This window comes from Kitasatospora sp. NPDC007106 (assembly GCF_040634455.1).
In the GTDB taxonomy this organism is placed as follows: domain Bacteria; phylum Actinomycetota; class Actinomycetes; order Streptomycetales; family Streptomycetaceae; genus Kitasatospora; species Kitasatospora arboriphila.
This window is the reverse complement of sequence record NZ_JBEYFP010000029.1, coordinates 1-22619: the sequence shown is the minus strand read 5'-3', so window position 1 is coordinate 22619 and position 22619 is coordinate 1. Positions and strand designations below refer to the sequence as shown.

Below are 22619 nucleotides of genomic sequence, written 5' to 3'. Positions count from 1 at the left end.
GCGGCCGTCAGCGCAGCGGTCCGTCGCCCGGCTCCTCCTGGTAGGAGTAGCGCTGCTCGGTCCACGGGTCGGCGAGGTTGTGGTAGCCGCGCTCCTCCCAGAAGCCGCGGCGGTCGGCCCGCATGTACTCGACCGCGCGGACCCACTTGGGGCCCTTCCAGGCGTACAGGTGCGGCACCACGAGGCGGACGGGGAAGCCGTGCTCGACGGTGAGCGGCTCGCCGTTGCGGTGGGTGGCGAAGACGGTCTGCGGGTCGGTGAAGTCGGCGAGCCGCAGGTTGGCGCTGTAGCCGTACTCGGCCCAGACCATGACGTGGGTGACGCCGGGGGCCGGCGGCACCAGGTCGAGGACGGTCTTGGCGGCGACGCCGCCCCACTCGTTGCCGAGCATCGAGAAGCGGGTGACGCAGTGCAGGTCGCCGCGGACGGTCACCCGCGGCAGGGCGTGGAAGCCCTCGAAGTCCCAGCGGTGCTTCTCGGCCGAGGCGGTCGCCCCGAACACCTGGAAGTCCCAGCTCTGCGGCTTGAAGCGGGGCACCGGCCCGTAGTGCAGCACCGGCCAGCCGCGCTGGAGGCGCTGGCCGGGAGGGAGCCGCGGGTCGGACGGCTGCGGTGGTTCCGGTTCGTACTGACCCATGCCTCCATGGTCGCAGACGGCGGGCGGTCCGTGTCGCGCGCCCCTCGTGCACGCCCCCTCCATCGAACCCGCACATCGGAAAATCGGACATTAGCCATAGACCGGGGTAAGTGTGAACTTACTGGAAACCATGCCCGCTCCAGTGCCACCATGCGGGCAAGCGACGGACGGCTATCAGGAAGGCACGCCATGCAGGGCGACCCCGAGGTCATCGAGTTCCTCAACGAGCAGCTCACCGCCGAGCTCACCGCCATCAACCAGTACTTCCTGCACGCCAAGATGCAGGAGAACAACGGCTGGACGAAGCTCGCCGCCTACACCCGGCACGAGTCCTTCGACGAGATGAAGCACGCGGAGACGCTGACCGACCGGATCCTCTTCCTGGACGGCCTGCCCAACTACCAGCGGCTGTTCCACGTCCGGATCGGCCAGACGGTCAAGGAGATGTTCGAGGCCGACCGGCAGGTCGAGGTCGAGGCGATCGACCGGCTGCGCCGCGGCATCGTCGTCATGCGGGCCAAGAACGACGTCACCTCGGCCAACATCTTCGAGGCGATCCTCGCCGACGAGGAGCACCACATCGACTACCTGGACACCCAGCTCGAACTGCTGGAGAAGCTCGGCGAGCCGCTCTACCTGGCCCAGCTCATCGAGCAGCCGGAGAGCTGAGGGCCCGGCGCCGCCGGCGGGGCCCTAGGCGGCTTCGAGACCGCGCTCGGGCGCGGTCTCAGCCGCGGTATCGGCCAGCCCCAGCTTTGCGGCCAGCCTGGCCGTCGGGCACGGGCGGGCGCCGTGCTCCCCGAGCAGGGCCTGGATCCGGCGGACGCAGGAACCGCAGTCCGTGCCGGCCTTGCAGCCCTTGGCTATCTGCCGCGGAGTGACGGCGCCGCCGTCGATCTCCTGCTTGACCTGGGCCTCGGTGACCGCATGACACATGCACACGTACATCGGCGGCTCTCCCGGGCTGGTGTTCCTTGATCGGCAAGGCTGGCCTTACCTCGCTAAGCCTTACCTTACCCAAGGTACCCGCAAAGCGAAGCCCCTCCGCCCCCGGAGACCGGGAAAGCGGAGGGGCCTTTGTCACATTGCGATCATCGCGGCCGCCGGACTCACTGGCTGCGGTACATCTCCGCGACCAGGAAGGCCAGGTCGAGCGACTGGCTGCGGTTGAGCCGCGGGTCGCAGGCCGTCTCGTAGCGCTGGTGCAGGTCGTCGACGAGGACCTCGTCGCCGCCGCCCACGCACTCGGTGACGTCGTCACCGGTGAGCTCGACGTGGATGCCGCCCGGGTGGGTGCCGAGCGCGCGGTGCACCTCGAAGAAGCCCTTGACCTCGTCGAGCACGTCGTCGAAGCGGCGGGTCTTGTGGCCGGTCTCGGCCTCGAAGGTGTTGCCGTGCATCGGGTCGCAGATCCACACCGGCTGGGCGCCGGAGGCGGTGACCTTCTCGACCAGGGCGGGCAGGTGCTCGCGGATCTTGCCCGCACCCATCCGGGTGATGAAGGTCAGCCGGCCCGGCTCGCGGTCCGGGTCGAGCCGGTCGATCAGGGTGAGCGCCTCGTCGACCGTGGTGGTCGGGCCGAGCTTCACGCCGATCGGGTTGCGAATCTTCGAGGCGAACTCGATGTGCGCGTGGTCAAGCTGCCGGGTGCGCTCGCCGATCCAGACCATGTGGCCCGAGACGTCGTAGAGGTCGCCGGTGCGCGAGTCGGTACGGGTCAGCGCCGTCTCGTAGTCCAGGATCAGCGCCTCGTGCGAGGAGTAGAACTCGACCGTCCGGAACTCCTCCGGGGCCACCCCGCAGGCGTTCATGAAGGCCAGCGCGTTGTCGATCTCCCGGGCGAGCTGCTCGTACCGCTGGCCGGAGGGCGAGTTGCGCACGAAGTCCTGGTTCCAGGCGTGCACCTGGCGCAGGTCGGCGTAGCCGCCGGTGGTGAAGGCGCGCACCAGGTTGAGCGTCGCGGCGGAGGCGTTGTACATCCGCTTGAGGCGCTCCGGGTCCGGGATGCGCGACTCCGGCGTGAAGTCGAAGCCGTTCACCGAGTCGCCGCGGTAGACCGGCAGGGTGACGCCGTCCCGGGTCTCGGTCGACTTCGAGCGCGGCTTGGAGTACTGGCCGGCGATCCGCCCGACCTTGACCACCGGCACCGAGGCGGCGTACGTGAGCACGGCCGCCATCTGCAGGAGGGTCTTCAGCTTGTTGCGGATCTGCTCGGCGGACACGCCGTCGAACGCCTCGGCGCAGTCACCGCCCTGCAGCAGGAAGGCCTCTCCGCGCGCGACGGCACCGAGCCGGGCGCGCAGCTGGTCGCACTCGCCGGCGAAGACGAGCGGCGGATACGAGGCGAGGTCCGCAAGGGTCTTGCGCAGTGCCTCGTGGTCCGGCCATTCGGGCTGCTGCGCCGCGGGCAGGGACTGCCAGGAGAAGGAAGCCCCGTTTGTCTCAGTTGTCACGGTCACGGAGCAAGGCTACGGGGTGTGACAACCGAATTGTGCCCGCCGCCCGATGGGTGAGACGGGTGATGGACATTTCGGTGAGCGACTTCACACGCCCGGGGCATCCGCTACGCTCGTCCCCGTGACCGCACCGCACACCTTCTCCTGGTGGTGGGCCAGCCCGATGGGCGGCCCACAGCTCGCGCGTCCCTAAGACGACACGACGGCCGCCCCTCGGGGCGGCCGTCTGCGTGTTCCGAAGGAGCAGGCGGCCCTCCCGCGAAGAGCGACCGACCCGCCCGCCTCCCGGAAGGAACGCCGCACCGTGACCCGTCCTGCCGACCTGTTCGCCCGCCTCACCGCACCCGGCGCCCCCGCGTTCGCCCTGCTGCACCGCCGCGCACCCCGGCTCGCCCCGGACACCGTCGAGGTGCTGATCGGCACCGTCGGCGTGCACGACACGCTCGCCGACCTGCCGGTGCCGGACGGCGTGCCCGCCGGCGGCCCCCGGCACGACCTGCTCGCCCTCGTCCCCTACCGGCAGATCCGCGAACGCGGCTTCGACGCCCACGACGACGGCACCCCCCTGCAGGCGCTCGCCGTCGAGGAGCAGTACGCCTTCGCCCTCGACGAGCTGCTGCCCGCGCTGCCGCAGAGCCCCGTCCGGCTCACCGGCGGCGGCTTCGACATCGCCGACGACGAGTACGCGGAGATCGTCCGCCGCGTCATCCAGGACGAGATCGGCCGCGGCGAGGGCGCCAACTTCGTCGTCCGCCGGGACTTCCGCGGCCGGCTGGAGGGCTTCGACACGGCGCTGGCGCTCACGCTCTTCCGGCGGCTGCTGGAGCAGGAACGGGGCGCGTACTGGACCTTCCTGGTGCACACCGGGGAGCGGATCGTGGTCGGCGCCTCGCCGGAGGTGCACGTCCGGCAGTCCGGCGGCACCGTCGTGATGAACCCGATCTCCGGCACCTACCGGCACCCGGCCGGCGGGCCGACCCTCGACTCGCTGCTGGAGTTCCTGCACGACCCCAAGGAGCTGGAGGAGCTCACCATGGTGGTCGACGAGGAACTCAAGATGATGTGCACCGTCGGCGACCTCGGCGGCCAGGTGCTCGGCCCCCGCCTCAAGGAGATGGCCCACCTCGCCCACACCGAGTACGAGCTGCGCGGGCGCACCTCGCTGGACGTCCGCGAGGTCCTCAAGGAGACCATGTTCGCGGCGACCGTCACCGGCAGCCCCGTGCAGAACGCCACCCGCGTCATCCGGCGCTACGAGGCCACCGGCCGCGGCTACTACTCCGGCGCGCTCGCCCTGATCGGCCGCTCCGCCAGCGGCGGCCAGCAGCTCGACTCCCCCATCTGCATCCGCACCGCCGACATCGACCCCGCCACCGGCGAACTGGTGGTGCGGGTCGGCGCCACCCTCGTCCGGCACTCCGACCCGCACTCCGAGGTCGCCGAGACCCACGCCAAGGCCGCCGGCGTGCTCACCGCGATCGGCGCCCGCCCCGCCCCCGCCAGGCCCTCCGGACGCGGCGCCGACCCGCGCCTCGCCGACGACCACCGGGTGCAGGCCGCCCTCGACGCCCGCCGGGCCGGCCTCGCCCCGTTCTGGCTGCGGATGCAGCAGCCCACCGCGCCCGTCGAGGGCCTGGACACCCTGGTCGTCGACGGCGAGGACACCTTCACCTCGATGCTCGCCCACCTGCTGTCCTCGCTCGGCCACCGGGTCACCGTGCTGCGCTACGACACCCCCGGCCTGCGCGAACGGGTCGCCGCCCACACCGGGCCGCTCGTCCTCGGCCCCGGCCCCGGCGACCCGGCCGACACCGCCGACCCCAAGATGGCCGTCCTCCGCCCGGTCGTCGCCGACGCCCTGGCCGCCGTCCGCGCCGGCACCCGCACCGCGCCGCTGCTCGCCGTCTGCCTCAGCCACCAACTGCTCAGCGCCGAGCTCGGTCTGCCGCTGGCCCGCAAGACCGTCCCCTACCAAGGCGCCCAGGAGAGCATCGACCTGTTCGGCACCCGCCGCACCGTCGGCTTCTACAACACCTTCACCGCCCGCTGCGACGACGCCGCGGCCGAACGGCTCGCCGCCGAGGGCGTCGAGGTCGCCCGCGACCCGCTCACCGACGACGTCCACGCCCTGCGCGGCCCCGGCTTCGCCGCCCTCCAGTTCCACCCCGAGTCCGTCCTCACCCGCGAGGGCGTCGACATCGTCGCCGGACTCCTCAGCAGCACGGCCCCCGTCGCCGGCTGAGCACCCGCACGTCCACCGCCCGGCCCCGGAACACCGCCGTCCGGGGCCGGGCGACGTACGGCAGACTGCCCGTCATGGCCCGCAAGCGCCCGCAGCACACGACCTTCGCCGAGACCGTCGCCGCCCTGCCCGCCGTCCCCGACCCCGGCGACGAGGAGGAGTGGGGCCGTACCGGCCTGCCCGGCGAAGCGGCGTTCACCGACGCCCGGGGACGGCGCTGGCACCTCGTCCGCGGCGGCCTCGACCTCCGCACGGCCCGCCGGCTCGCCGTGCAGGCCGACGTGCTGCTGGTCGGGCACTGGCTCGGCGACCTGCGGGACGTCCCGGCCGACGGCCGGCAGGCCTGCTGGCAGACCGTCAAGAAGACCCTCTACGCGGCGCAGGCACCCGACCACGCGGCCTACGAGTACACCTCGGCCGACGGCACCCTGACCATGCTGCTCCTCGCCGAGTACTGCTGACGGGCACCACCCGGGACGCGTGCTAGCCCTGGCTCAGTTCGTCGTCCAGGCCCTGCTCGATCGCGTAGCGGACGAGTTCGACGCGGTTGTGCAGCTGCAGCTTGCCGAGGGTGTTCTGCACGTGGTTCTGCACGGTGCGGTGCGACAGCACCAGGCGGTCGGCGATCTGGCGGTACGACAGGCCCTTGGCGACCAGCCGCAGCACCTCGGTCTCCCGGGTGGTCAGCTGCGGCGCCGCGGGGGACGCGGCCGGCGCGGGCTCGGTGGCCAGCCGGCGGAACTCGCCGAGGACGAGCCCGGCCAGGCCCGGGGTGAAGACCGGGTCGCCGAGCGCGGTGCGGCGGACGGCGTCGATCAGCTCGTCCCGGCCCGCGGACTTCACCAGGTAGCCGGTGGCACCGGACTTGACCGCCTCCAGGACGTCGGCGTGCTCGCCGCTCGCCGAGAGCACCAGCACCCGGGCGGTCGGGTCGTGGGTGACGATCCGGCGGCAGACCTCGACGCCGGGCAGCGCGGGCAGGTTGAGGTCGAGCACGACGACCTGCGGCACGGTGGCCAGGGCGCGGCGCACGGCCTCCTCGCCGTCGCCCGCGGTGGCGACGACGGCGAACCCGGCGTCGGCGAGGTCCCGGGAGACGGCGTCCCGCCACATCGGGTGGTCGTCCACGACCATCACCCGCACCTGATCCGACATCACTGCCCCTTCCTGGGCACCCGCATCTCGACCTCGGTGCCCTCGCCGGGCACCGAGTACAGCTCGGCCGTGCCGCCGAGGTCGCGCAGCCGGCCGCGGATGGACTGCGAGACGCCGAGGCGCCCGGCCTGCTCCGCCTCGCCGAGCCGCCCGGCGGCGAAGCCGGCGCCGTCGTCGCGGACGGAGACGGTGACCGCGTCCGGCTCGTCCTCGACGAGGATCCACGCCCGGGCGTCCTCGCCCGCGTGGCGGCGGACGTTGTCCAGGGCGGCGCCCACCGCGGCGGCGAGTTCGCCGGCGGCGTGCGCGGGCAGCAGCACGGGGGTGCCGGGGGCGGAGAGGGTGACCCGCTCGCCGGTGTGCGGCGCGATCAGCTGACGGAGGTCCCGCTCGGCCGGCAGCGGATCGCCGGCGGCCTGGGCGGGCAGCGGTCCGCCGGTCATCAGCGTCCGCAGTGCGCGTTCCTGTTCGCCGGCGAGCCGGCCGAGGTCGCCGAGGTCCCCCTCGCGGCGCTGGACGAGCGCGAGCACCTGGAGGACGCCGTCGTGGATGTCCCGGGAGAGCCGCTCGCGTTCGCGGGTGGCGGCCTCGACCTGGAGCGCCCGGGTGAGCACCGCCTCGCTGGCGCGGGCGAGTTCGATGACGTAGCCGATGGCGCAGCCGGCCACCATCAGCAGCACGATGTTGTGGATGTTGTCCGGGGTGATGCCGCCGTGGCCGAGGATGTTGGCGAGGCCGACGACGGTGGCGGCGAAGGCGGCGGGCTTCCAGCCGCCCTTGCCGGCGAAGCCGAGCACGGTGCCGGCCGCCCAGATGGTGGGCAGGGTGGGGGCGCCGCCGTGGATGCGCTCCGGATTGTCGATGATCCCGCTCATCACGATGCCGGTGACGGCGAACGCGAGGTCGGTGCCGAGCACGTACCAGGTGCAGCGCTGCGGTCCGGCGAAGGCGCGGGAGCTGGCGAGCGTCCACAGGGTGAGCGCGCCGAGGTAGATCCAGCCGGAGACCGGGTGGAGGAAGTCGTGGAAGGAGTTGAGGTAGCGCAGGATCGCGTAGGCCAGGGCGAGCACCCGGAAGTAGCCGATCGCCCGCCACAGCGGCATCTCGACGGACATCCCGCCGACGGTCAGCGCGCCGGGCCGTTGCACCGCGGCCGCGACGGCCCCGGCCGCCCGGGTCGCGAGCCCGGCTCTGTGGTCCTCCGCCATTCGTCGTCCCCCCGACCCCTCGTCCCCCCGGCCCCGGTGAGCCCTACTCCGGCTTGTCCTGCTCCTGCTCGTCCTGCTCCTGCTGCTCCTGCTCCAGCCGGGCGGCCTCCTCCTTGGCGGCCTTCTCGGCCTCCTTCTCGGCCGCCTTCTCCGCCTTCTGCGCGGCGCGGCGCTCGGCGTCGGCGCGCTTCTTGTCCTCGGTGATCTGGCGCTTGGCGGCGGTGGCGTAGATGTCCACGTACTCCTGGCCGGAGAGCCGCATGATCTCGTACATCACCTCGTCGGTGACGGAGCGGAGGATGAAGCGGTCGTTCTCCATGCCGTGGTAGCGGGAGAAGTCGAGCGGGCGGCCGATCCGGATGCCGGGGCGGATGCCGAAGTTGGGGACGACCTGGCCGGGCGGCTGCACCTTCTCGGTGTCGATCATGGCGACCGGGATGACCGGGGCGCCGGTCTGCAGCGCGACCCGGGCGAGGCCGCCGACCTTGCCGCGGTAGAGCTTGCCGTCGGGCGAGCGGGTGCCCTCCGGGTAGACGCCGAACAGCTCGCCGCGCTCCAGGACGGCGACGGCGCTGCGGATCGCCGCCTCGCCGGCGCCGCGCGCGCCGGACCGGTCGACCGGCAGCTGGCCGACGCCCTTGAAGAAGGCGGCGGTCAGCTTGCCCTTGAGGCCGGGGGTGTTGAAGTACTCGGCCTTGGCGATGAAGGTGATCCGGCGCTTGATCAGCGCGGGGAAGAAGAAGGAGTCCGAGAAGGACAGGTGGTTGCTCGCGATGATCGCGGGACCCTCGTCGGGGATGTTCTCCGCGCCCTCGAGCCACGGCCGGAAGAAGATCCGCAGCAACGGCGCGACGATCATCTTCATCAGTCGGTAGAACAACCCGGGCCTCCTGTTGTACGGACCGGTCGATCCTAATGCCCACGGCCCCGCGCGTGTGCACCGGCAGGCCCGTGATGCGGCGGCTGCGGCCCTGTACGGGCCGTCGCGGCCGTGGGACGATGCCGCTCCGGGTACCCGCGGGTAGCCGGGCCGCCCTCCGACCCCGCCCGAGCGAAGGAGCTCCGAGGATGCCGCTGCTGCCCGGCGCAGAACCGTTTCACCACAAGGGCGGGCCGGTCGGCGTGCTCCTCGTCCACGGCTTCACCGGCTCACCGCGGTCCATGCGGCCGTGGGCCGACCACCTCGCCGCCGCCGGCCTGACCGTCGCGCTGCCGCTGCTGCCCGGCCACGGCACCCGCTGGCAGGACATGCAGCAGACCCGCTGGGAGGACTGGTACGCCGAGGTCGACCGCGAGCTGCGGGCCCTGCTGGACGGCTGCGAGCAGGTCTTCGTCTGTGCGCTCTCGATGGGCGGCGCCCTCGCGCTGCGGCTCGCCGCCCAGCACGGCGAGGCGGTCTCCGGCGTCGTGCTGGTCAACCCGTCGGTCCGCTCCGACAACCCGGCCACCGTCCTGCTGCCCGTCCTGCGGCACCTCGTCCCCAGCCTGCCCGGCATCGCCGACGACATCGCCCTGGAGGGCGTCTCCGAGTACGGCTACGACCGCACCCCGCTGCACGCCGCCTGGTCGCTCTCCCGCCTCTGGCGCACCGTCCAGGCCGAACTTCCCGCCGTCCGGCAGCCGGTGCTGCTGCTGCACAGTCCGCAGGACCACGTGGTCTCCCCGGCCAACTCGGAACTGGTGCTCGCCCGGATATCCTCGACGGACGTGACGGAAAAACTGTGCGAGCGCAGTTACCACGTCGCCACGCTGGACCACGACGCCGCGATGATCTTCGAGGAGAGCCTCGAGTTCGTGCGGCGGCTGGCACCGGCGGCGAAGACCGATGCGACGACCGATGCCGAGCACCACCTGGGCTGAAGGGCCGGTAGTGAACGAGACCAGCAAGGCGGGCGGCGGCGAGGAGCTGCCCGAGGACGGCACCGCGAAGCCCGGACAGGACCAGGAGACCACCGCCGGTTCCGAACCGCCCGCCCGGCGGCCCGCGGCCGGCAGCCAGGCCGAACAGGACGCGATCTTCGCCGCCCTGGTCGCGCAGTTCGACGACCCCGTCGACCTGACCAACCCCGAGTGGCCGGAGATCGAGAACCTCCGCGCCCAGGAGTCCCCGGCCGCGGACTCCTTCGACGAGTTCGCGCCCCGCCCCCGGCCGCGGCCGAGACCGACCACTCCCGAGCAGGTGGCCGGGCCGGTGTCCGGCCCGCGCGACTACGACCTCCAGGAGGACCCGGACGAGGGCCACTTCGTCCCGCCGGAGCCCCCGCCGCTGCCCAAGGCCGACACCACCGCCAAGTTCGCCTGGCTCGCCGTGCTCGGCGGACCGGCGCTGCTGCTGATCGACACCGTCGTCTGGCACGAGGTGGCCGGCTGGCCCGCCTGGGTCGGCGTCACCGCCTTCCTCGGCGGCTTCGTCACCCTCGTCGCCCGGATGAAGGACAAGGACGACGACGAGCCGGACGACCCGATGGGCGGCGCCGTCGTCTGACCGCCCGCCGCCCCCGAGCAGTGGCCGTCGCCCGCCCGTAGCCTGGAAGGGCGGGAGGCGACGGCCATGGCACGGATCAGCACCCTGGCGGGAACGGCGGCGTTACTGGCGGCGTTACTCTCGGCGGCAGCCACCGGCTGCAGCAGCCACTCCGTGGTGACGGCCCCGGCGAGCACCCCGACGAGCGGCACGAGCTCCGGTCCTGCCGGGTCACCGCGGTCGGCGCAGGTCGGGGACACCCTGGAACTGGCCGGCAACGAGCAGGGCGCCCGGATGGCCGTGACGGTGACGGCGGTCGCCGACCCGGCGACCGCGGCGCACTCCTTCGACACCCCCGAGGCGGGCAGACGGCTGGTCGCCGTGCAGTTCCGGCTCCACAACACCGGCTCCACCACGTACTCGGACAGCCCGTCCAACGGCGCCACCGTGGTCGACGAACAGGGACAGGGCTTCAACGCGCTGATCGCCACCGACGTCACCGCCGGCCCCGCGTTCCCCGCCGGAGTGGTCGTCGCCCCCGGGGACACCGCGCTCGGCTACATCTCCTTCGAGATCCCGGCGGGCTCCCGCCTCGCCAAGGCCCAGTTCACCCTGAACTCCGGCTTCGCGAACCAGACCGGTCAGTGGGCGCTGCCCGCCGCCACCGCGGCCCCGAGCGCAGCCCCGACCGCCACGGCCGCCCGGACCGCGACCGTCACCACCACGGCCACCACCACCGCCACCGCCGGTCCCCGGACCTCCGCCGCCGCACCGCGCCAGGTCGTCGAGGACTACTACGCGGCGATCAACGCGCACGACTACGCCCGCGCCTGGGCCCTCGGCGGACGCAACCTGTCGCCGAGCTACGGGCAGTTCGTCAACGGCTTCGCCGGCACCGCGGCCGACGTCGTGACCGTCACCGCCGTCAACGGCGACAACGTCTCCGTCCTCCTGGACGCCCTGCAGACCGACGGCACCCACCGCCACTACGCCGGCACCTACACCGTCCGCAACGGCGTGATCGTCGCCGCCTCGATCCACTGACCACCCCCGACGCCGGCAGGGATCCGCCCCCGACACCCCTGCGGCACCCCGCACCCTCGCGACGGCCCGGCACCCGCTCCCCCACCCGCCTCAGCCCCCGGCAGGGATCCGTACCACCGCCACCACCGGCAGATGATCCGTCGCCACCAACAGATCCGCCCCCGACACCCCGGCCAACCCCTGCGGCACCCCACAGGCCAGCACCTCGACCCCGGGAGTCGCGAAGACCGCGTCGATCCGCTGGTAGGGGTCGGCGGGGACGGAGGTGAAGGTGCCGCCCCAGGGGGCGACGGTGTGGGCGTCCTGGTACTCGGCGGCCAGACGGCGCCAGCCCGGGCCGTCGGGGTGCTCGTTGAAGTCGCCGGCCACGATGCCGTGCTCGCCTGGGTCGAACTGGCCGGGGAGCAGCGCGAACTGGCGGAGCCGTTCGGCCGGGTCGAGGGAGAGGTGGCAGCTCGTCACCGCGAACGGGGCCGAACGGCCCACCCTCAGCAGGGCGGTGGCGAATCCGCGGGCGTGCAGGCCGCGGGTCTTGGGGAGCAGCCGGTCGCGGACGGCGAGGACCTCGACCCGGAGCTTTCCGAGCAGCAGCGGTCCGGCGGCGATCCGGCCGCCGCCGGAGAGGACGACGGTGCCGGTGCGGTGGGCGAGCCGGGCGGCCTGCTTCCGGGGCCGCCAGTACCGCGGGGACTCCTGGATGCAGACCACGTCCGGATCGCAGGCACGGATCACCCGGACGAGGGCGTCCCGGTCGTCCCTCAGCGAGCGGACGTTGTAGCTGAGGATGCGGACCCGCTCGGCGCCGTCGGGTTCGGCGCCGGAGTCGGGCAGGGGGGCCGGCCCGGTCGGCGGCACGGGTCCGGGGGCTGCGGACGGCTGCTCGGCAGGCATGCCGGTCATGCTAACGGCGAGGCCGGGGCCGTTGCCCCAGCCTCGCCGTCGGGGTCCGGACGAGCCGTCGGTTCCGTCGGGCCGTCAGACCCGCGCGAGGTCGGCGGCACCGGCGATGCCGGCGGCGGACCCCATGGTCGCGAGCAGGACCTCGGCGCGCGGGCGGTGCACGCCACCGGTCAGGTAGGTCTCGAAGGCCGCGGCCACCGGGTCGAGCAGCAGGCTGCCCGAGTCGGAGACGCCGCCGCCGAGCACGAAGACGCCCGGGTCGAACAGCGCGGCGAGGTCGGCCATGCCGCGGCCGAGCCAGTCGGCGAGCTCCGAGTAGCACTCCAGGGCGAGCGGGTCGCCCTCGGCCGCGGCCTCGGTGATGTGGATGCCGCGGATGGTCTCGGCGACGAAGTCGTTGAGCTCCAGCATCCGCTTGCCGGCGATCGGGTCGGCGGCGGCCTTCTCGCGGCCGTAGCGGCGCAGCGCGCGGCCGGAGCCGTACTGCTCCCAGCAGCCCTTGCCGCCGCAGCCGCAGGCGAGGCCGTCGGGGACCATGTTGAGGTGGCCGATCTCGCCGGCGACGCCGAAGCGGCCGCGGTGCATCCGGCCGTCGAGGACGATGCCGCCGCCGATGCCGGTGCCGACGGTGATCAGGACCATGTCCTCGTAGCCGGCTGCGGCGCCGAAGCGGAACTCGGCCCAGGCGGCGCAGTTGGCGTCGTTCTCGACGACGGTCTCCAGGCCGGTGAGCTCCTCGATGCGCTGCTTGAGCGGCTCGTTCTCCCAGTCGATGTTGGGAGCGAAGATCACGGTGGAGCGGTCGCGGTCCACGAAGCCGGGGGCGCCGACACCGACGGCCGCGACTTCCGGGTACTCCTCCTTGAGCTCGCGCACGGCCTGCGCGATCGCGTCGACCGCCCACTGGGGGTCGGCCGGGGTGGGCACCCGGGTACGCGCAAGGATTTCGCCGGTCTCGTCGACCACGCCGGCCGCGATCTTCGTCCCGCCGACGTCGACGCCGATGGTCAGAGCCATGTGTCCCTCAGCTATTCACTCGTTCCCGCTGAGCGGAACGGTACCCGCTGAGCGGTGCTCCCGTACACACCGAGACCTACATTAACCGAAGCCAATTTCCGGATTGCCCGGCCAGATGCGTTCAGAAGTCGTAGACTTCGCGGCTTTGAGTGATGCGTGAAGGCGCCACAGTCACCTCGTCTGACCTGCGGCTTCACTACTTGTCGATGGTCCCGTCGAGGTCGATGTGCTCGGCCTCGGCGTGTCCGGCACCGGCCCAGCGCCGTTCATGACCTGAGACGGCTGCGCGGTACGCGGCGAGCAGTTCGCCGCCCGCGGCGGCGAGGTGTCCGTACACCTCCGGGTTCTGCTCGCGCAGCCGGGTGCCGTACTCCTGGGCCTTGCCGCCGAGGGTGAGGGCGAACCTCCGGACCTCGTCGACCAGCGGCCCGAACTCCGCGCCGAGGCCCTGCCCGGCCGTGCCGTCCGCCTTCTCGTCCGCCATCCGGCGACCTCCCTGGTGCGTCCTCGGTGTGCCTCCGGTGCGACGTCGGGGCGGCACCGGGCCGTCCGGCCGGAACCGGCCGGGATCCAGACGCTACCGGACGGCGCATCGAGGGCCGCCCGGCGCACCGGACGCACGCCGGGCGTGCACGCCCTGTACACACGCCCCTCCGGCGCGACGGCCGACCGGCGCACCGGAGGTCCCATCCGCGCGCGGCCCGGCCTGCACGCGGGTCCGGCCGCACACGAGGGTCAGCCGCGCGAGGGGTCGACGCCGCGAGGTGTCAGCGGCGCGAGGTGTCAGCGGCGGGGGCCTCAGCGGCGCGCCGGCCAGAGGGCGGGGTCCGGCGCGAACCGCACCGACAGCACCCCGTCGTGCAGCCCGGCTCCGCTGACCGTGCACCGCCGCAGCGCGGAGGGCAGCGGGAGCAGCCGGCGGTGGCCGCCGGTGCCCACGACCAGTTCGTCCCCTCGGCGCACCAGTTCCAGGCCGGACCGTTCGGCGCCGGGCAGCGCCAGGTGCCAGACCAGCAGCCCTTCCTCGGCCAGCCGGTCCTCGACCCACGGCTCGGGGGCCTCGCCGGGTCCGGGCTCGCCCCCGGCGTACAGCTGGTCGGCGATCGCCTCCAGGGCGACCTCGGGCCACTCGGCGGTGAGCAGCGGGACGGCGCCGAGCCCGGACGCCAGGTCGGCGAGGCGTTCCTGCTGGCGGGCGGCCCGGCCGGCCAGCCAGGGGTCGGGCGAGGCGGCGGCCGCGGACGGCAGCACCCGGTGGGCGACGACGGCGTCCAGGCGCCGGCCGTGCAGGGCGAGGGCGGCGCGGATGCGGCGAAGTTCCCCGGTGCCGTGGGCGTCGGCGTCCACGACCAGGCGGACGGAGGTGCCGGGGGCCTCGATCACGGCGCGGGCATCGGCGAGGGCGGCGCAGGCGGCGGCCCGGGCGTCGAACAGCCAGTCCGCGGGCATCGGCACCCCGGCGAGGGCGGCCAGCAGCGGGCGCAGCGCCCGGGCGGCCTGGCGCTGCTCGGGCAGCAGCCGGTCGAGGTAGCGGACGAGCTGTTCGGGCAGGGCCAGGGTGGCGATCAGCTCGGCCGGGGCGGGGGCGGCCACCACGACCGTCTCGGCGTCAGCGGTGCGCAGGGCGCGGAGCAGGGCGAGCTGGCGCGTGCCGGGCAGCGGCGTGAGCTCCTCGGGGTCGAGCGGGTCGGCGCCGAGCAGGTCGAGGGCCGGGGCGAGCCGGGCGCCGAAGCCGTCGAGGGCGCTGCGCAGGGCGGCCTGCTCGTCGATCCGGGCCACCGCGAGGCGCTCCCCGTACGGGGCGGGCTCCGCGGTGAGCCGGGTGTCCAGGAGGTCGTCGACGGCGCGGTGCGGGTCGTCGGCGGCCAGCAGCAGGGTGCGCCGACCGGTGCGGGCACTGTGCAGGGCGGTGGCGGCGGCGACGACGGCCGAGCCCTCGCCGGTGACGAGGACGGTGCGGGGTGACACCCGGCGTCAGCCTTCGACGCGCTTCTTCAGGCCGGCCAGGGCCCGGTCGATGATGACCTTCTCCGCCTTGCGCTTGATCATGCCGAGCATCGGGATCTTGACGTCGACGGCGAGCTGGTAGGTGACCTCGGTGCCGCCGCCCTTGACCGCGGCGAGGCTGTAGGAGCCGTCGAGGGCGCGCAGCATCTGGCTCTTCACCAGCGTCCAGCGGACCTCGCGGTCGCCGTCCCAGGTGTAGGCGAGGACGTGCTCGTCGCGGATCGCGCCGGCGTCGAGCACCAGGCGCACCTCCGAGCCGCGGCCGTCCGCGGCGGTGCTCAGCACCTCGATCTCCTTGACCTCGCCCGTCCACTCCGGGTAGGCGGCGAAGTCGGCGATCGCGGCCATGACCTCGGCCGGGGTCGCGTCGATGATGATGCTCGACCTGGTGTGCTCCGCCATCACGGCCCTCCGCGTCTGTTCAGATGTGCGCCCAGGGCAGGCTATCGCGCCCGCGGGTGCACGCCGGGCGCCGCCCTGGTCATCGGGGCTCGTGGAGGGCTCGCGGCCGGCGCGCGGCAAGGTCCCGAACGGGGCGGAGCGGCCGGCACACGGCCCGGCCCCGCCGTTCGGCGGGGGGACCGGGGGCTACCGACGCGTCGGGCGGCCGCTGCCGTAGGGTGCGAGACGAAACCATCCCCACCGGTCCTGCGCGGTGTGACTCTTCGAACAACGGAGCCGACAGCTCTGGTCGAATCCGGCTACCGAGCAGTAACGTCCTGCCGTCCCGCAGCGTCGCAGACGAGGAGCAGTCTTGCTCGAGTTCAGCCTTCCGGCCCGCTACCAGGTTCCGAGCGGGGGAAACCTCTCCGACCTGATCCACCAGAACGCCGCGCAGCACCCCGGCGTCGCCGTGATCAGCCGGAAGGTGGCCGGGCAGTGGCAGGACCTGACGGCGGTGCAGTTCCTCGCCGAGGTCCACGCGGTGGCCAAGGGCCTGATCGCCTCCGGCGTCGAGCCGGGCGACCGCGTCGCGGTGATGTCCCGCACCCGTTACGAGTGGACGCTGCTCGACTTCGCGATCTGGTGCGCGGGCGCGATCACCGTGCCGGTGTACGAGTCCTCCTCCGCCGAGCAGGTGCAGTGGATCCTCGGCGACTCCGGCGCCGTCGCGGTGGTCACCGAGACCGCCGGCCACGCCGCCGTCCTCGCGGAGGTCCGGGACCACCTCCCACAGCTGCGGCACGCCTGGCAGATCGAGGACGGCGCCGTCGCCGCCCTCACCGCGGCGGGCAGCGAGGTCTCCGACGAGACGGTCGCCGAGCGCCGGGCCGTCCCGGACCCCGACAGCATCGCCACCATCGTCTACACCTCGGGCACCACCGGCCGTCCCAAGGGCTGCCAGCTGACCCACGGCAACTTCCTGGCCGAGCTGGGCAACGTCACCGTCCGCCTGGAGCCGCTCTTCCGCACCGGCGAGAGCTCCGTCCTGCTGTTCCTGCCGCTGGCCCACGTGCTCGGCCGGATCGCCGAGATCGCGGCCGCCATCGCGCCGATCAAGCTCGGCCACGTCTCCGACATCAAGGACGTCACCGCCGAGCTCGGCTCCTTCCGCCCGACCCTCATCCTCGGCGTGCCGCGCGTCTTCGAGAAGGTCTTCAACACCGCCCGCGCCAAGGCCCAGGCCGACGGCAAGGGCAAGATCTTCGACAAGGCCGCCGACACCGCCATCGCGTACAGCCGCGCCCTGGACGCCGGCGGCGCCGGGATCGGCCTGAGAGTCAAGCACTTCGTCTTCGACAAGCTGGTGTACGCCAAGCTGCGGGCCGCCCTCGGCGGCCGGGCCACCCACGCGATCTCCGGCGGCGCCCCGCTCGGCGAGCGGCTCGGCCACTTCTACCGCGGCATCGGCTTCACCGTCCTGGAGGGCTACGGCCTGACCGAGACCTGTGCGGCCACCGCCTTCAACCCGCACGACAAGCCGAAGATCGGCACCGTCGGCCAGCCGCTGCCCGGCTCCGCGGTGAAGATCGCCGAGGACGGCGAGGTGCTGCTCAAGGGCCCGCAGGTCTTCACCGGGTACTGGAACAACCCGCAGGCCACCGCCGACGCCCTGCAGGACGGCTGGTTCGCCACCGGCGACATCGGCTCGCTGGACGACGAGGGCTACCTCACCATCACCGGCCGCAAGAAGGAGATCATCGTCACCGCGGGCGGCAAGAACGTGGCGCCCGCCGTGATCGAGGACCGGATCCGGGCGCACGCCCTGATCGGCGAGGTCATGGTGGTCGGCGACCGCAAGCCGTTCGTCGCCTGCCTGATCACCCTCGACCCGGACTTCTTCGGCAAGTGGAAGGAACTGAACGGCAAGCCCGCCGACGCCACCCCCGCCGACCTCGCCCAGGACGCCGACCTGCTGGCCGCCCTGCAGGCCGCCGTGGACGACGGCAACCAGGCCGTCTCGCACGCCGAGGCCGTGAAGAAGTTCCGCCTGCTCGACACCTCCTTCACCGAGGAGAGCGGCCACCTCACCCCCTCCCTCAAGCTGAAGCGCAACGTCGTCCTCAAGGACTTCGCCGCCGACGTCGAGGCCATCTACCAGCGCTGAAGCACGGCTCAGCCGAAACAGGGGCGCGGAGGACTGCGCGAATCGGAAGGCAGCGGTCTGCCTCTCCCGACTCGCGCGGTTCCCCGCGCCCCTCCGGGTTTCCCCGTACTCGAAGGGTCGCCCCGACTACGCGAGCAGCCCCGTCAGGCGCTGTGCCAGCAGGTCCCAGCGCCAGGAGCGCTCGACCCAGCGCCGTCCGGCCTCCCCCATCGTCCGCCGCAGCTGCTCGTCGTGCAGCAGCCGCACGATCCGCTCCGCCGCCGCCTCCGCGGACCGCCCCGGCACCACGTACCCGGTCTCGCCCTCCAGGACGGCGTCGGGCGCCCCGCCGGAGTCCCCGGCGACCACCGGCAGGCCGGTCGCGGAGGCCTCCAGGTAGACGATCCCGAGGCCCTCGACGTCGAGCCCGCCCCGCCGGGTGCGGCAGGGCATGGCGAAGACGTCGCCCGCGCCGTAGTGGGCGGGCAGCTCCTCCCAGGGGACGGGGCCGGTGAAGCGGACGGAGCCGGCGACCCCGCGGGCCTCGGCGAGCTTCTCCAGGTCGCCGCGGTAGGGCCCGTCGCCGACGATCAGCAGGACGGTGTCGGGCACCGCCGCGAGGATCTGCGGCATGGCCTCGATCAGGGTGTCCTGGCCCTTGCGCTTGACGAGGCGGGAGACGCAGACGACGACCGGCCGGTCGCTGAGCCCGAGCCGGGCGCGGATCCCGTCGCCGCCGGAGTCGGGCCGGAAGGTCTTCTCGTCGACGCCGGGCGGCAGCTGCACCATGCGCCGGGCCGCCTCGGGGCCGACCGCGGCGGCGATCCGGCTGCGGGTGTACTCGCCGAGGTAGGTGAGGGTGTCGGTGCCGGCGCCGATCCGCCGCAGCAGCTGCCGGGAGCCGGGCAGCTGGGCCCAGGCCGCCTCGTGGCCGTGGGTCATGCCGAGGAGGCGCTGGGCGCCGGCCTGCCGCAGTGCGGGGGCCATCAGGCCGAGCGGGGCGGCGGCGCCGAACCAGACGGAGCTGCAGCCCTCGGCACGGAGGATCTCGGCGGCCCGCCGGGTCACCCGCGGGGTGGGCACCATCATCTTCGTCCGGTCGCGGATCACCGGGAACGGCTGGCGGGCGTCGAACTCGGCGACCTCCTTGCCGTCGCGCCAGGTCGAGGCGTACACGACGATGGAACCCGCGGGCTGGCGGACGGCCATGTTGTGCACGAACGCCTGGATCCCGCCGGGCCTCGGCGGGAAGTCGTTGGTGACGATGAGGGTCTTGTGCATGCCACGGCTCGCTCGGTCGGGGGTTGCATGGTGCAGTGGTCGGTGATCCGTACCATAGGTCAACACCACGGCCCGCCGGGAACGAAGGATCACAGCGCAACCGTTTCCGGTCCGGGCCGGTCCTATGTGCCGGGGCCCCGTTGCGCGGGCGCCACCGCGACCGGCGTCACGAGTCGAACGAGGGAGCGCAGTGGAGTTGGCCCCGACCGGGCGCACCGGCAGCACCAGCAGCACCGAGCGCCTCGCCCTGACCGGCGCACCGCCGCCCGCACCGGCCGGCGGCGCGCTGTGGGCGCTCGGGGCGTCCTGGGTGGTCACCCGGGTGCTGATCGTGCTGATGGCCGTCGGTGTGCTGCGGATCTCGGGCACCGACGTGAGCTCCGACGTCTCGGTGATCTACCACGGCTGGTACGAGGTGCTGCGGACGGGCACCTTCCCGCTGGACGACGTGACCTGGCAGTACCCGCCGGGGGCGGCGCTGGTGATCCTGCTGCCGGGCGTGCTGCCCTGGTCGTACCTGGTCTCCTTCTTCGTGCTGTGCGGCGTCTTCGACGCGCTGACGGTGGGCGCGCTGATGAGGGTCGGCACCCGGCGGGGCCGCAGCTTCAGCGGGGCCTGGATGTGGGTGGCGGGGGTGCCGCTGCTCGGTCCGACGGTCTACTGCCGGTACGACGTCATCGTCACCGCGCTCGCGGTGGGCGGTCTGCTGCTGGTGCTGCGCCGGCCGGCCCTGGGCGGGTTCCTGCTGGGGCTGGGCGGGCTGGTGAAGGTGTGGCCGGTGCTGGCGCTGGCGGGCACCCCGCGCGGGCGGCGGACGCGCCGGGCGTGGACGGCGGCGGCCGCGACGGCGGCCTCCCTGGGCTTCCTGCTGACCGCGGGGATGAACGGCGCCTTCGAGTTCCTGAAGTTCCAGAAGGAGCGCGGGATCGAGGTGGAGTCGCTGGGCGCGCTGCCGCTGCACTTCGCCAAGCTGTTCGGCGCCTGGGACGGCCAGGTGACGATGAACTACGGCTCGCTGGAGATGCTCGGCCCGTGGGTGCCGGTGGTCTCCAAGGTGTGCGTCGCGGGCACGCTGCTGGGCTTCGGCTGGCTGCTGCTGTGGCGGCTGCGGGCGGTGCGCTGGCAGCCGTCGACGCCGTACGACGCGGCGCTGGCGGCGCTGCTGGTGTTCACCGTGACCAGCCGGGTGATCAGCCCGCAGTACCTGGTGTGGCTGGTCGGCCTGGCCGCGGTCTGCCTGACGGTGCGCGGCACCCGGCAGAAGCCGGTGGCGGTGCTGATCCTGGCGGCGACGGTGCTGACCACCGTCGAGTTCCCGATCCTGTTCGGCGCGGTGCAGCACAGCGAGCCGTGGGGCGTGGCCGTGCTCACCGCCCGGAACCTGCTGCTGCTGGCGGCCACGGTGCTGTCCTGCCGCCGGTTGTGGCGCTCCACCCGCGGGCCGGACGCCCAGGCCACCCTGGTGCTGCCGCCGGAGCCCCCGGTGAAGGGCTACCCGGTGCGCCCGGGCATCGCGTACGAGCAGGCGCTGCTGGACGACCTGGACCGCCCGGTGGGCCGTCCGGCGACCACCTCCTGACCACACCTCTCGCTGCAAGTTTCTGAAAGACCTTGCAGGCGGGCCCGCGCGGCTGGCAGCATCGTCCGCTGTCAGCCGATGCCGCCCGTGGAGGTTCCGCATGCCCGACGACCGCGAGCTCGACGTCCTGGTGGTGGGCGGTGCGGGCGTGGACACCATCGTCCGGGTCGACCGGCTGGAGATCCCCGCGGCCGACTCGCTCGGGGTGCCCCCGGTGCACGACTACGCGGGCCACACCGGCAGCGGGGTCGCGCTCGGCTGCCACCGGCTGGGCCTGCGCACCTCCTTCCTCGACTTCCTCGGCGACGACCCGCAGGGCGAGCTGGTGCGGGCCGCCTTCCGCCACGCCGGCCTGGACTTCCACCACCTGGTCTCCCCCGCGGGCACCCCGCGCGGGGTGAACCTGGTGGACGCCGACGGGCTGCGGTTCTCCTTCTACGACGGCCGGCACCCGGCCGACCTGCGGCTGCCCGCCGCCTTCTACCTGCCGTTCCTGGAGCGGGCCCGGCACGTCCACCTGTCGATCACCAACGTCAACCGGGACATGCACCCGGACATCGAGCGGCTCGGCGCCACCAGCTCCACCGACCTGCACGCCTGGGACGGCGAGAACGAGCACCACCGGCACTACGCGCTCCGCTCCGACCTGGTCTTCCTGTCGGCCGCTGGCTGCCCCGGGCGGCACGAGGAGGTGATGCGCTCGGTGCTGGACGGGGGCCGGGCGCGGCTGGTGGTCGCGACCGCGGGCGCGGCCGGCAGCTACCTGCTGGAGCGCGGGAGCGACACCGTCCGGCACGTGCCGGCGGTCGACCCCGGGGTGCCGGTGGTGGACAGCAACGGCGCCGGCGACGCCTTCGTCAGCGGCTTCCTCGCCGGCTGGCTGGCGGGCCGGCCGGTGGACGCGTGCATGCTGGCGGGCTCGGTGGCCGGCGCCCACGCCTGCACCGCGGCGGGCACCCACAGCGCCCTGATCGACGGCGAGGGGCTCGCCGCGGGCCTGGCGGCCGCTCAGCGGCGCAGCTGACGCACCAGCTCGGCCGACCAGGCCTTGGTGAAGGCGGGCAGGTCCAGGCCGAGCTCGGCCTGGAGGACGCTGTCCAGCCGGGCGGGGTCGCCCATCGCGCCGACCGCCCGGTAGAGCGCGACGAGGCGCTGCGGTCCGAAGCGGTGCGCGACCGTCTCGCAGGCGAGCCAGGCCTGCTCGTAGGCCTGGGCGATGCCGGCGGCGCCGGCGGCGAAGTCGGCGTCGGCCGGCAGGGCGGTCGGCACCCGGCCCGCGGCGACGTCGCGGGCGAGCTCCGGCGCGATCTGGCGGGCGGTGCGGCCGGCGCCGCGGTAGCCGGTGTAGTCGGCGACGCCCTCGGAGAGCCAGAGCGGCGTCCAGCTGCGGGTGGCCGCGCGGGTGGCGACGTGGGTGGCCTCATGGGTGATCACGACCTGCCGGCCGAGGTCGCTGAGGCCGCGGAAGGCCTCCGGGTTGACCATGATCCGGTCCGCGGGTGTGGCGGCGGGCTCGCCGCCCGCGGCGACGGTGACGGCGGCGATGCCCTGGTAGGAGCCGGCGGCGACGTCGAGCATCCGGGCGAACTGCGGCTCGGTGGCCGGGGTGAGGACGAGCAGCCGGCCGGGCCACTCCCGGCCCCACAGCTCGGAGACGGCGGGCACCGCCTTGTCGGCGACGGCGACCAGCCCGGCGAGCTCCTCGGCGGTGCCGAGGCCGAGCACCAGGCAGTGCTCACCCTGGGCCGCCCGGACCTCGCCGAGGTCCCAGAGGGCGGCGCTGCCGTCCGGCTCGTCCGCGGAGAGCAGCCAGCCGGCCGGGCCCCGGTCGAAGGTGAGCCGCCGGGAGAGCACCGCGGGGTGCTGGTCGACGCCGCGCAGCCGGTGGGCGAGGCCCGCGGTGACGATGATCCGCCCGTCGGCGTCCGGTTCGGTGACGCCGCTGATCCGGTACTCGACGGCGGAGAAGGGCACGGCGGCGGCCCGGACGGCGGCCTGCTCCTGTGCGGCCCGCGCCGCGGGGGCCACCCCGGCGAGCAGGGCGGACCGGTCGGCGCGCAGCAGGGCGCGGGCGCGGGCGGCGAGCAGGTCCTCGACGCGGG

Annotated in this window: 21 protein-coding genes and 1 pseudogene; 9 read left to right on the top strand and 13 right to left on the bottom strand. The window is 73.7% G+C overall.

Annotated features, from left to right (window positions below):
- Positions 1–7: 7 nt before the first annotated feature.
- Entirely contained in the window at positions 8–637 is a 630-nt protein-coding gene (locus tag ABZ641_RS05720) for a sulfite oxidase-like oxidoreductase (RefSeq protein WP_344625992.1), read from the bottom strand.
- A 189-nt stretch (positions 638–826) separates the two neighbouring features.
- Between ABZ641_RS05720 and bfr the strand changes: the two genes are divergently transcribed.
- Positions 827–1306: a bacterioferritin gene (bfr, locus tag ABZ641_RS05715; protein ID WP_030262899.1), complete on the top strand. Its 480-nt coding sequence runs from the start codon at positions 827–829 to the stop codon at positions 1304–1306.
- A gap of 24 nt (positions 1307–1330) precedes the next feature.
- Here the strand turns inward: bfr and ABZ641_RS05710 are convergent, their stop codons facing one another.
- The gene (locus ABZ641_RS05710; protein ID WP_344625993.1) at positions 1331–1585 is read right to left on the bottom strand and encodes a (2Fe-2S)-binding protein; all 255 of its coding nucleotides are present in this window, start codon (positions 1583–1585) and stop codon (positions 1331–1333) included.
- A 161-nt stretch (positions 1586–1746) separates the two neighbouring features.
- The gene (locus ABZ641_RS05705; RefSeq protein ID WP_344625994.1) at positions 1747–3096 is read right to left on the bottom strand and encodes a class II 3-deoxy-7-phosphoheptulonate synthase; all 1350 of its coding nucleotides are present in this window, start codon (positions 3094–3096) and stop codon (positions 1747–1749) included.
- 301 nt (positions 3097–3397) lie between these two features.
- Between ABZ641_RS05705 and ABZ641_RS05700 the strand changes: the two genes are divergently transcribed.
- Both ABZ641_RS05700 and ABZ641_RS05695 read left to right on the top strand, forming a co-directional pair.
- The gene (locus ABZ641_RS05700; RefSeq protein WP_359979428.1) at positions 3398–5335 is read left to right on the top strand and encodes an anthranilate synthase family protein; all 1938 of its coding nucleotides are present in this window, start codon (positions 3398–3400) and stop codon (positions 5333–5335) included.
- Between the two features lie 74 nt (positions 5336–5409).
- Positions 5410–5796 (top strand): hypothetical protein, encoded by a 387-nt coding sequence (locus ABZ641_RS05695; protein WP_359979426.1) that lies wholly within the window; start codon positions 5410–5412, stop codon positions 5794–5796.
- Between the two features lie 22 nt (positions 5797–5818).
- Here ABZ641_RS05695 and ABZ641_RS05690 read toward each other — a convergent pair whose 3' ends face one another.
- From ABZ641_RS05690 to ABZ641_RS05680, 3 genes are all read right to left on the bottom strand, one after another.
- Positions 5819–6490 (bottom strand): response regulator transcription factor, encoded by a 672-nt coding sequence (locus tag ABZ641_RS05690; RefSeq protein ID WP_344625997.1) that lies wholly within the window; start codon positions 6488–6490, stop codon positions 5819–5821.
- Positions 6490–7605, bottom strand: coding sequence for a DUF5931 domain-containing protein (locus ABZ641_RS05685; RefSeq protein WP_344626029.1), 1116 nt, complete (start codon positions 7603–7605; stop codon positions 6490–6492). The genes ABZ641_RS05690 and ABZ641_RS05685 overlap by 1 nt, the downstream gene beginning before the upstream one ends.
- Positions 7606–7741: 136 nt before the next feature.
- The gene (locus tag ABZ641_RS05680; protein ID WP_359979436.1) at positions 7742–8563 is read right to left on the bottom strand and encodes a lysophospholipid acyltransferase family protein; all 822 of its coding nucleotides are present in this window, start codon (positions 8561–8563) and stop codon (positions 7742–7744) included.
- Between the two features lie 203 nt (positions 8564–8766).
- Between ABZ641_RS05680 and ABZ641_RS05675 the strand changes: the two genes are divergently transcribed.
- The 3 genes from ABZ641_RS05675 to ABZ641_RS05665 all read left to right on the top strand — a co-directional run bounded on the left by ABZ641_RS05675 (position 8767) and on the right by ABZ641_RS05665 (position 11206).
- Complete coding sequence (locus tag ABZ641_RS05675; RefSeq protein WP_344625998.1) at positions 8767–9558, top strand: alpha/beta fold hydrolase; 792 nt, start codon at positions 8767–8769, stop codon at positions 9556–9558.
- 10 nt (positions 9559–9568) lie between these two features.
- The gene (locus tag ABZ641_RS05670; RefSeq protein WP_344625999.1) at positions 9569–10183 is read left to right on the top strand and encodes a hypothetical protein; all 615 of its coding nucleotides are present in this window, start codon (positions 9569–9571) and stop codon (positions 10181–10183) included.
- Between the two features lie 66 nt (positions 10184–10249).
- Positions 10250–11206 carry a DUF4352 domain-containing protein gene (locus ABZ641_RS05665; RefSeq protein ID WP_359979423.1) on the top strand — a complete coding sequence of 319 codons (957 nt, stop codon included), beginning with the start codon at positions 10250–10252 and terminating at the stop codon, positions 11204–11206.
- A 90-nt stretch (positions 11207–11296) separates the two neighbouring features.
- On the opposite strand, the gene ABZ641_RS05660 is transcribed toward ABZ641_RS05665, so the two are convergent.
- The 5 genes and pseudogenes from ABZ641_RS05660 to ABZ641_RS05640 all read right to left on the bottom strand — a co-directional run bounded on the left by ABZ641_RS05660 (position 11297) and on the right by ABZ641_RS05640 (position 15532).
- Positions 11297–12097: an endonuclease/exonuclease/phosphatase family protein gene (locus ABZ641_RS05660; protein ID WP_359979420.1), complete on the bottom strand. Its 801-nt coding sequence runs from the start codon at positions 12095–12097 to the stop codon at positions 11297–11299.
- 84 nt (positions 12098–12181) lie between these two features.
- The gene (locus tag ABZ641_RS05655; RefSeq protein ID WP_030262931.1) at positions 12182–13123 is read right to left on the bottom strand and encodes an ROK family glucokinase; all 942 of its coding nucleotides are present in this window, start codon (positions 13121–13123) and stop codon (positions 12182–12184) included.
- Between the two features lie 196 nt (positions 13124–13319).
- A pseudogene (locus tag ABZ641_RS05650) lies at positions 13320–13481 on the bottom strand (DUF5304 family protein); the annotation flags it as partial.
- A 440-nt stretch (positions 13482–13921) separates the two neighbouring features.
- The gene (locus ABZ641_RS05645) at positions 13922–15091 is read right to left on the bottom strand and encodes an ArsA-related P-loop ATPase (RefSeq protein ID WP_344628135.1); all 1170 of its coding nucleotides are present in this window, start codon (positions 15089–15091) and stop codon (positions 13922–13924) included.
- Positions 15092–15097: 6 nt separating this feature from the next.
- Entirely contained in the window at positions 15098–15532 is a 435-nt protein-coding gene (locus ABZ641_RS05640) for an SRPBCC family protein (protein ID WP_263105767.1), read from the bottom strand.
- Between the two features lie 352 nt (positions 15533–15884).
- Between ABZ641_RS05640 and ABZ641_RS05635 the strand changes: the two genes are divergently transcribed.
- Positions 15885–17678 carry an AMP-dependent synthetase/ligase gene (locus tag ABZ641_RS05635; protein ID WP_344628134.1) on the top strand — a complete coding sequence of 598 codons (1794 nt, stop codon included), beginning with the start codon at positions 15885–15887 and terminating at the stop codon, positions 17676–17678.
- Positions 17679–17804: 126 nt separating this feature from the next.
- Here ABZ641_RS05635 and ABZ641_RS05630 read toward each other — a convergent pair whose 3' ends face one another.
- Positions 17805–18938 carry a glycosyltransferase family 4 protein gene (locus ABZ641_RS05630; protein WP_359979415.1) on the bottom strand — a complete coding sequence of 378 codons (1134 nt, stop codon included), beginning with the start codon at positions 18936–18938 and terminating at the stop codon, positions 17805–17807.
- Between the two features lie 190 nt (positions 18939–19128).
- Here ABZ641_RS05630 and ABZ641_RS05625 point away from each other — a divergent pair, with 190 nt between their 5' ends.
- On the top strand, positions 19129–20517 hold the full coding sequence (locus ABZ641_RS05625; protein ID WP_344628132.1) for a glycosyltransferase 87 family protein: 1389 nt from the start codon (positions 19129–19131) through the stop codon (positions 20515–20517).
- A gap of 100 nt (positions 20518–20617) precedes the next feature.
- The gene (locus tag ABZ641_RS05620; protein ID WP_344628131.1) at positions 20618–21541 is read left to right on the top strand and encodes a PfkB family carbohydrate kinase; all 924 of its coding nucleotides are present in this window, start codon (positions 20618–20620) and stop codon (positions 21539–21541) included.
- Here ABZ641_RS05620 and ABZ641_RS05615 read toward each other — a convergent pair.
- Positions 21526–22619: hypothetical protein (locus tag ABZ641_RS05615; protein WP_359979411.1), on the bottom strand; the 1094-nt coding region annotated here is incomplete at its 5' end. The two genes, ABZ641_RS05620 and ABZ641_RS05615, sit on opposite strands and share 16 nt — an antisense overlap.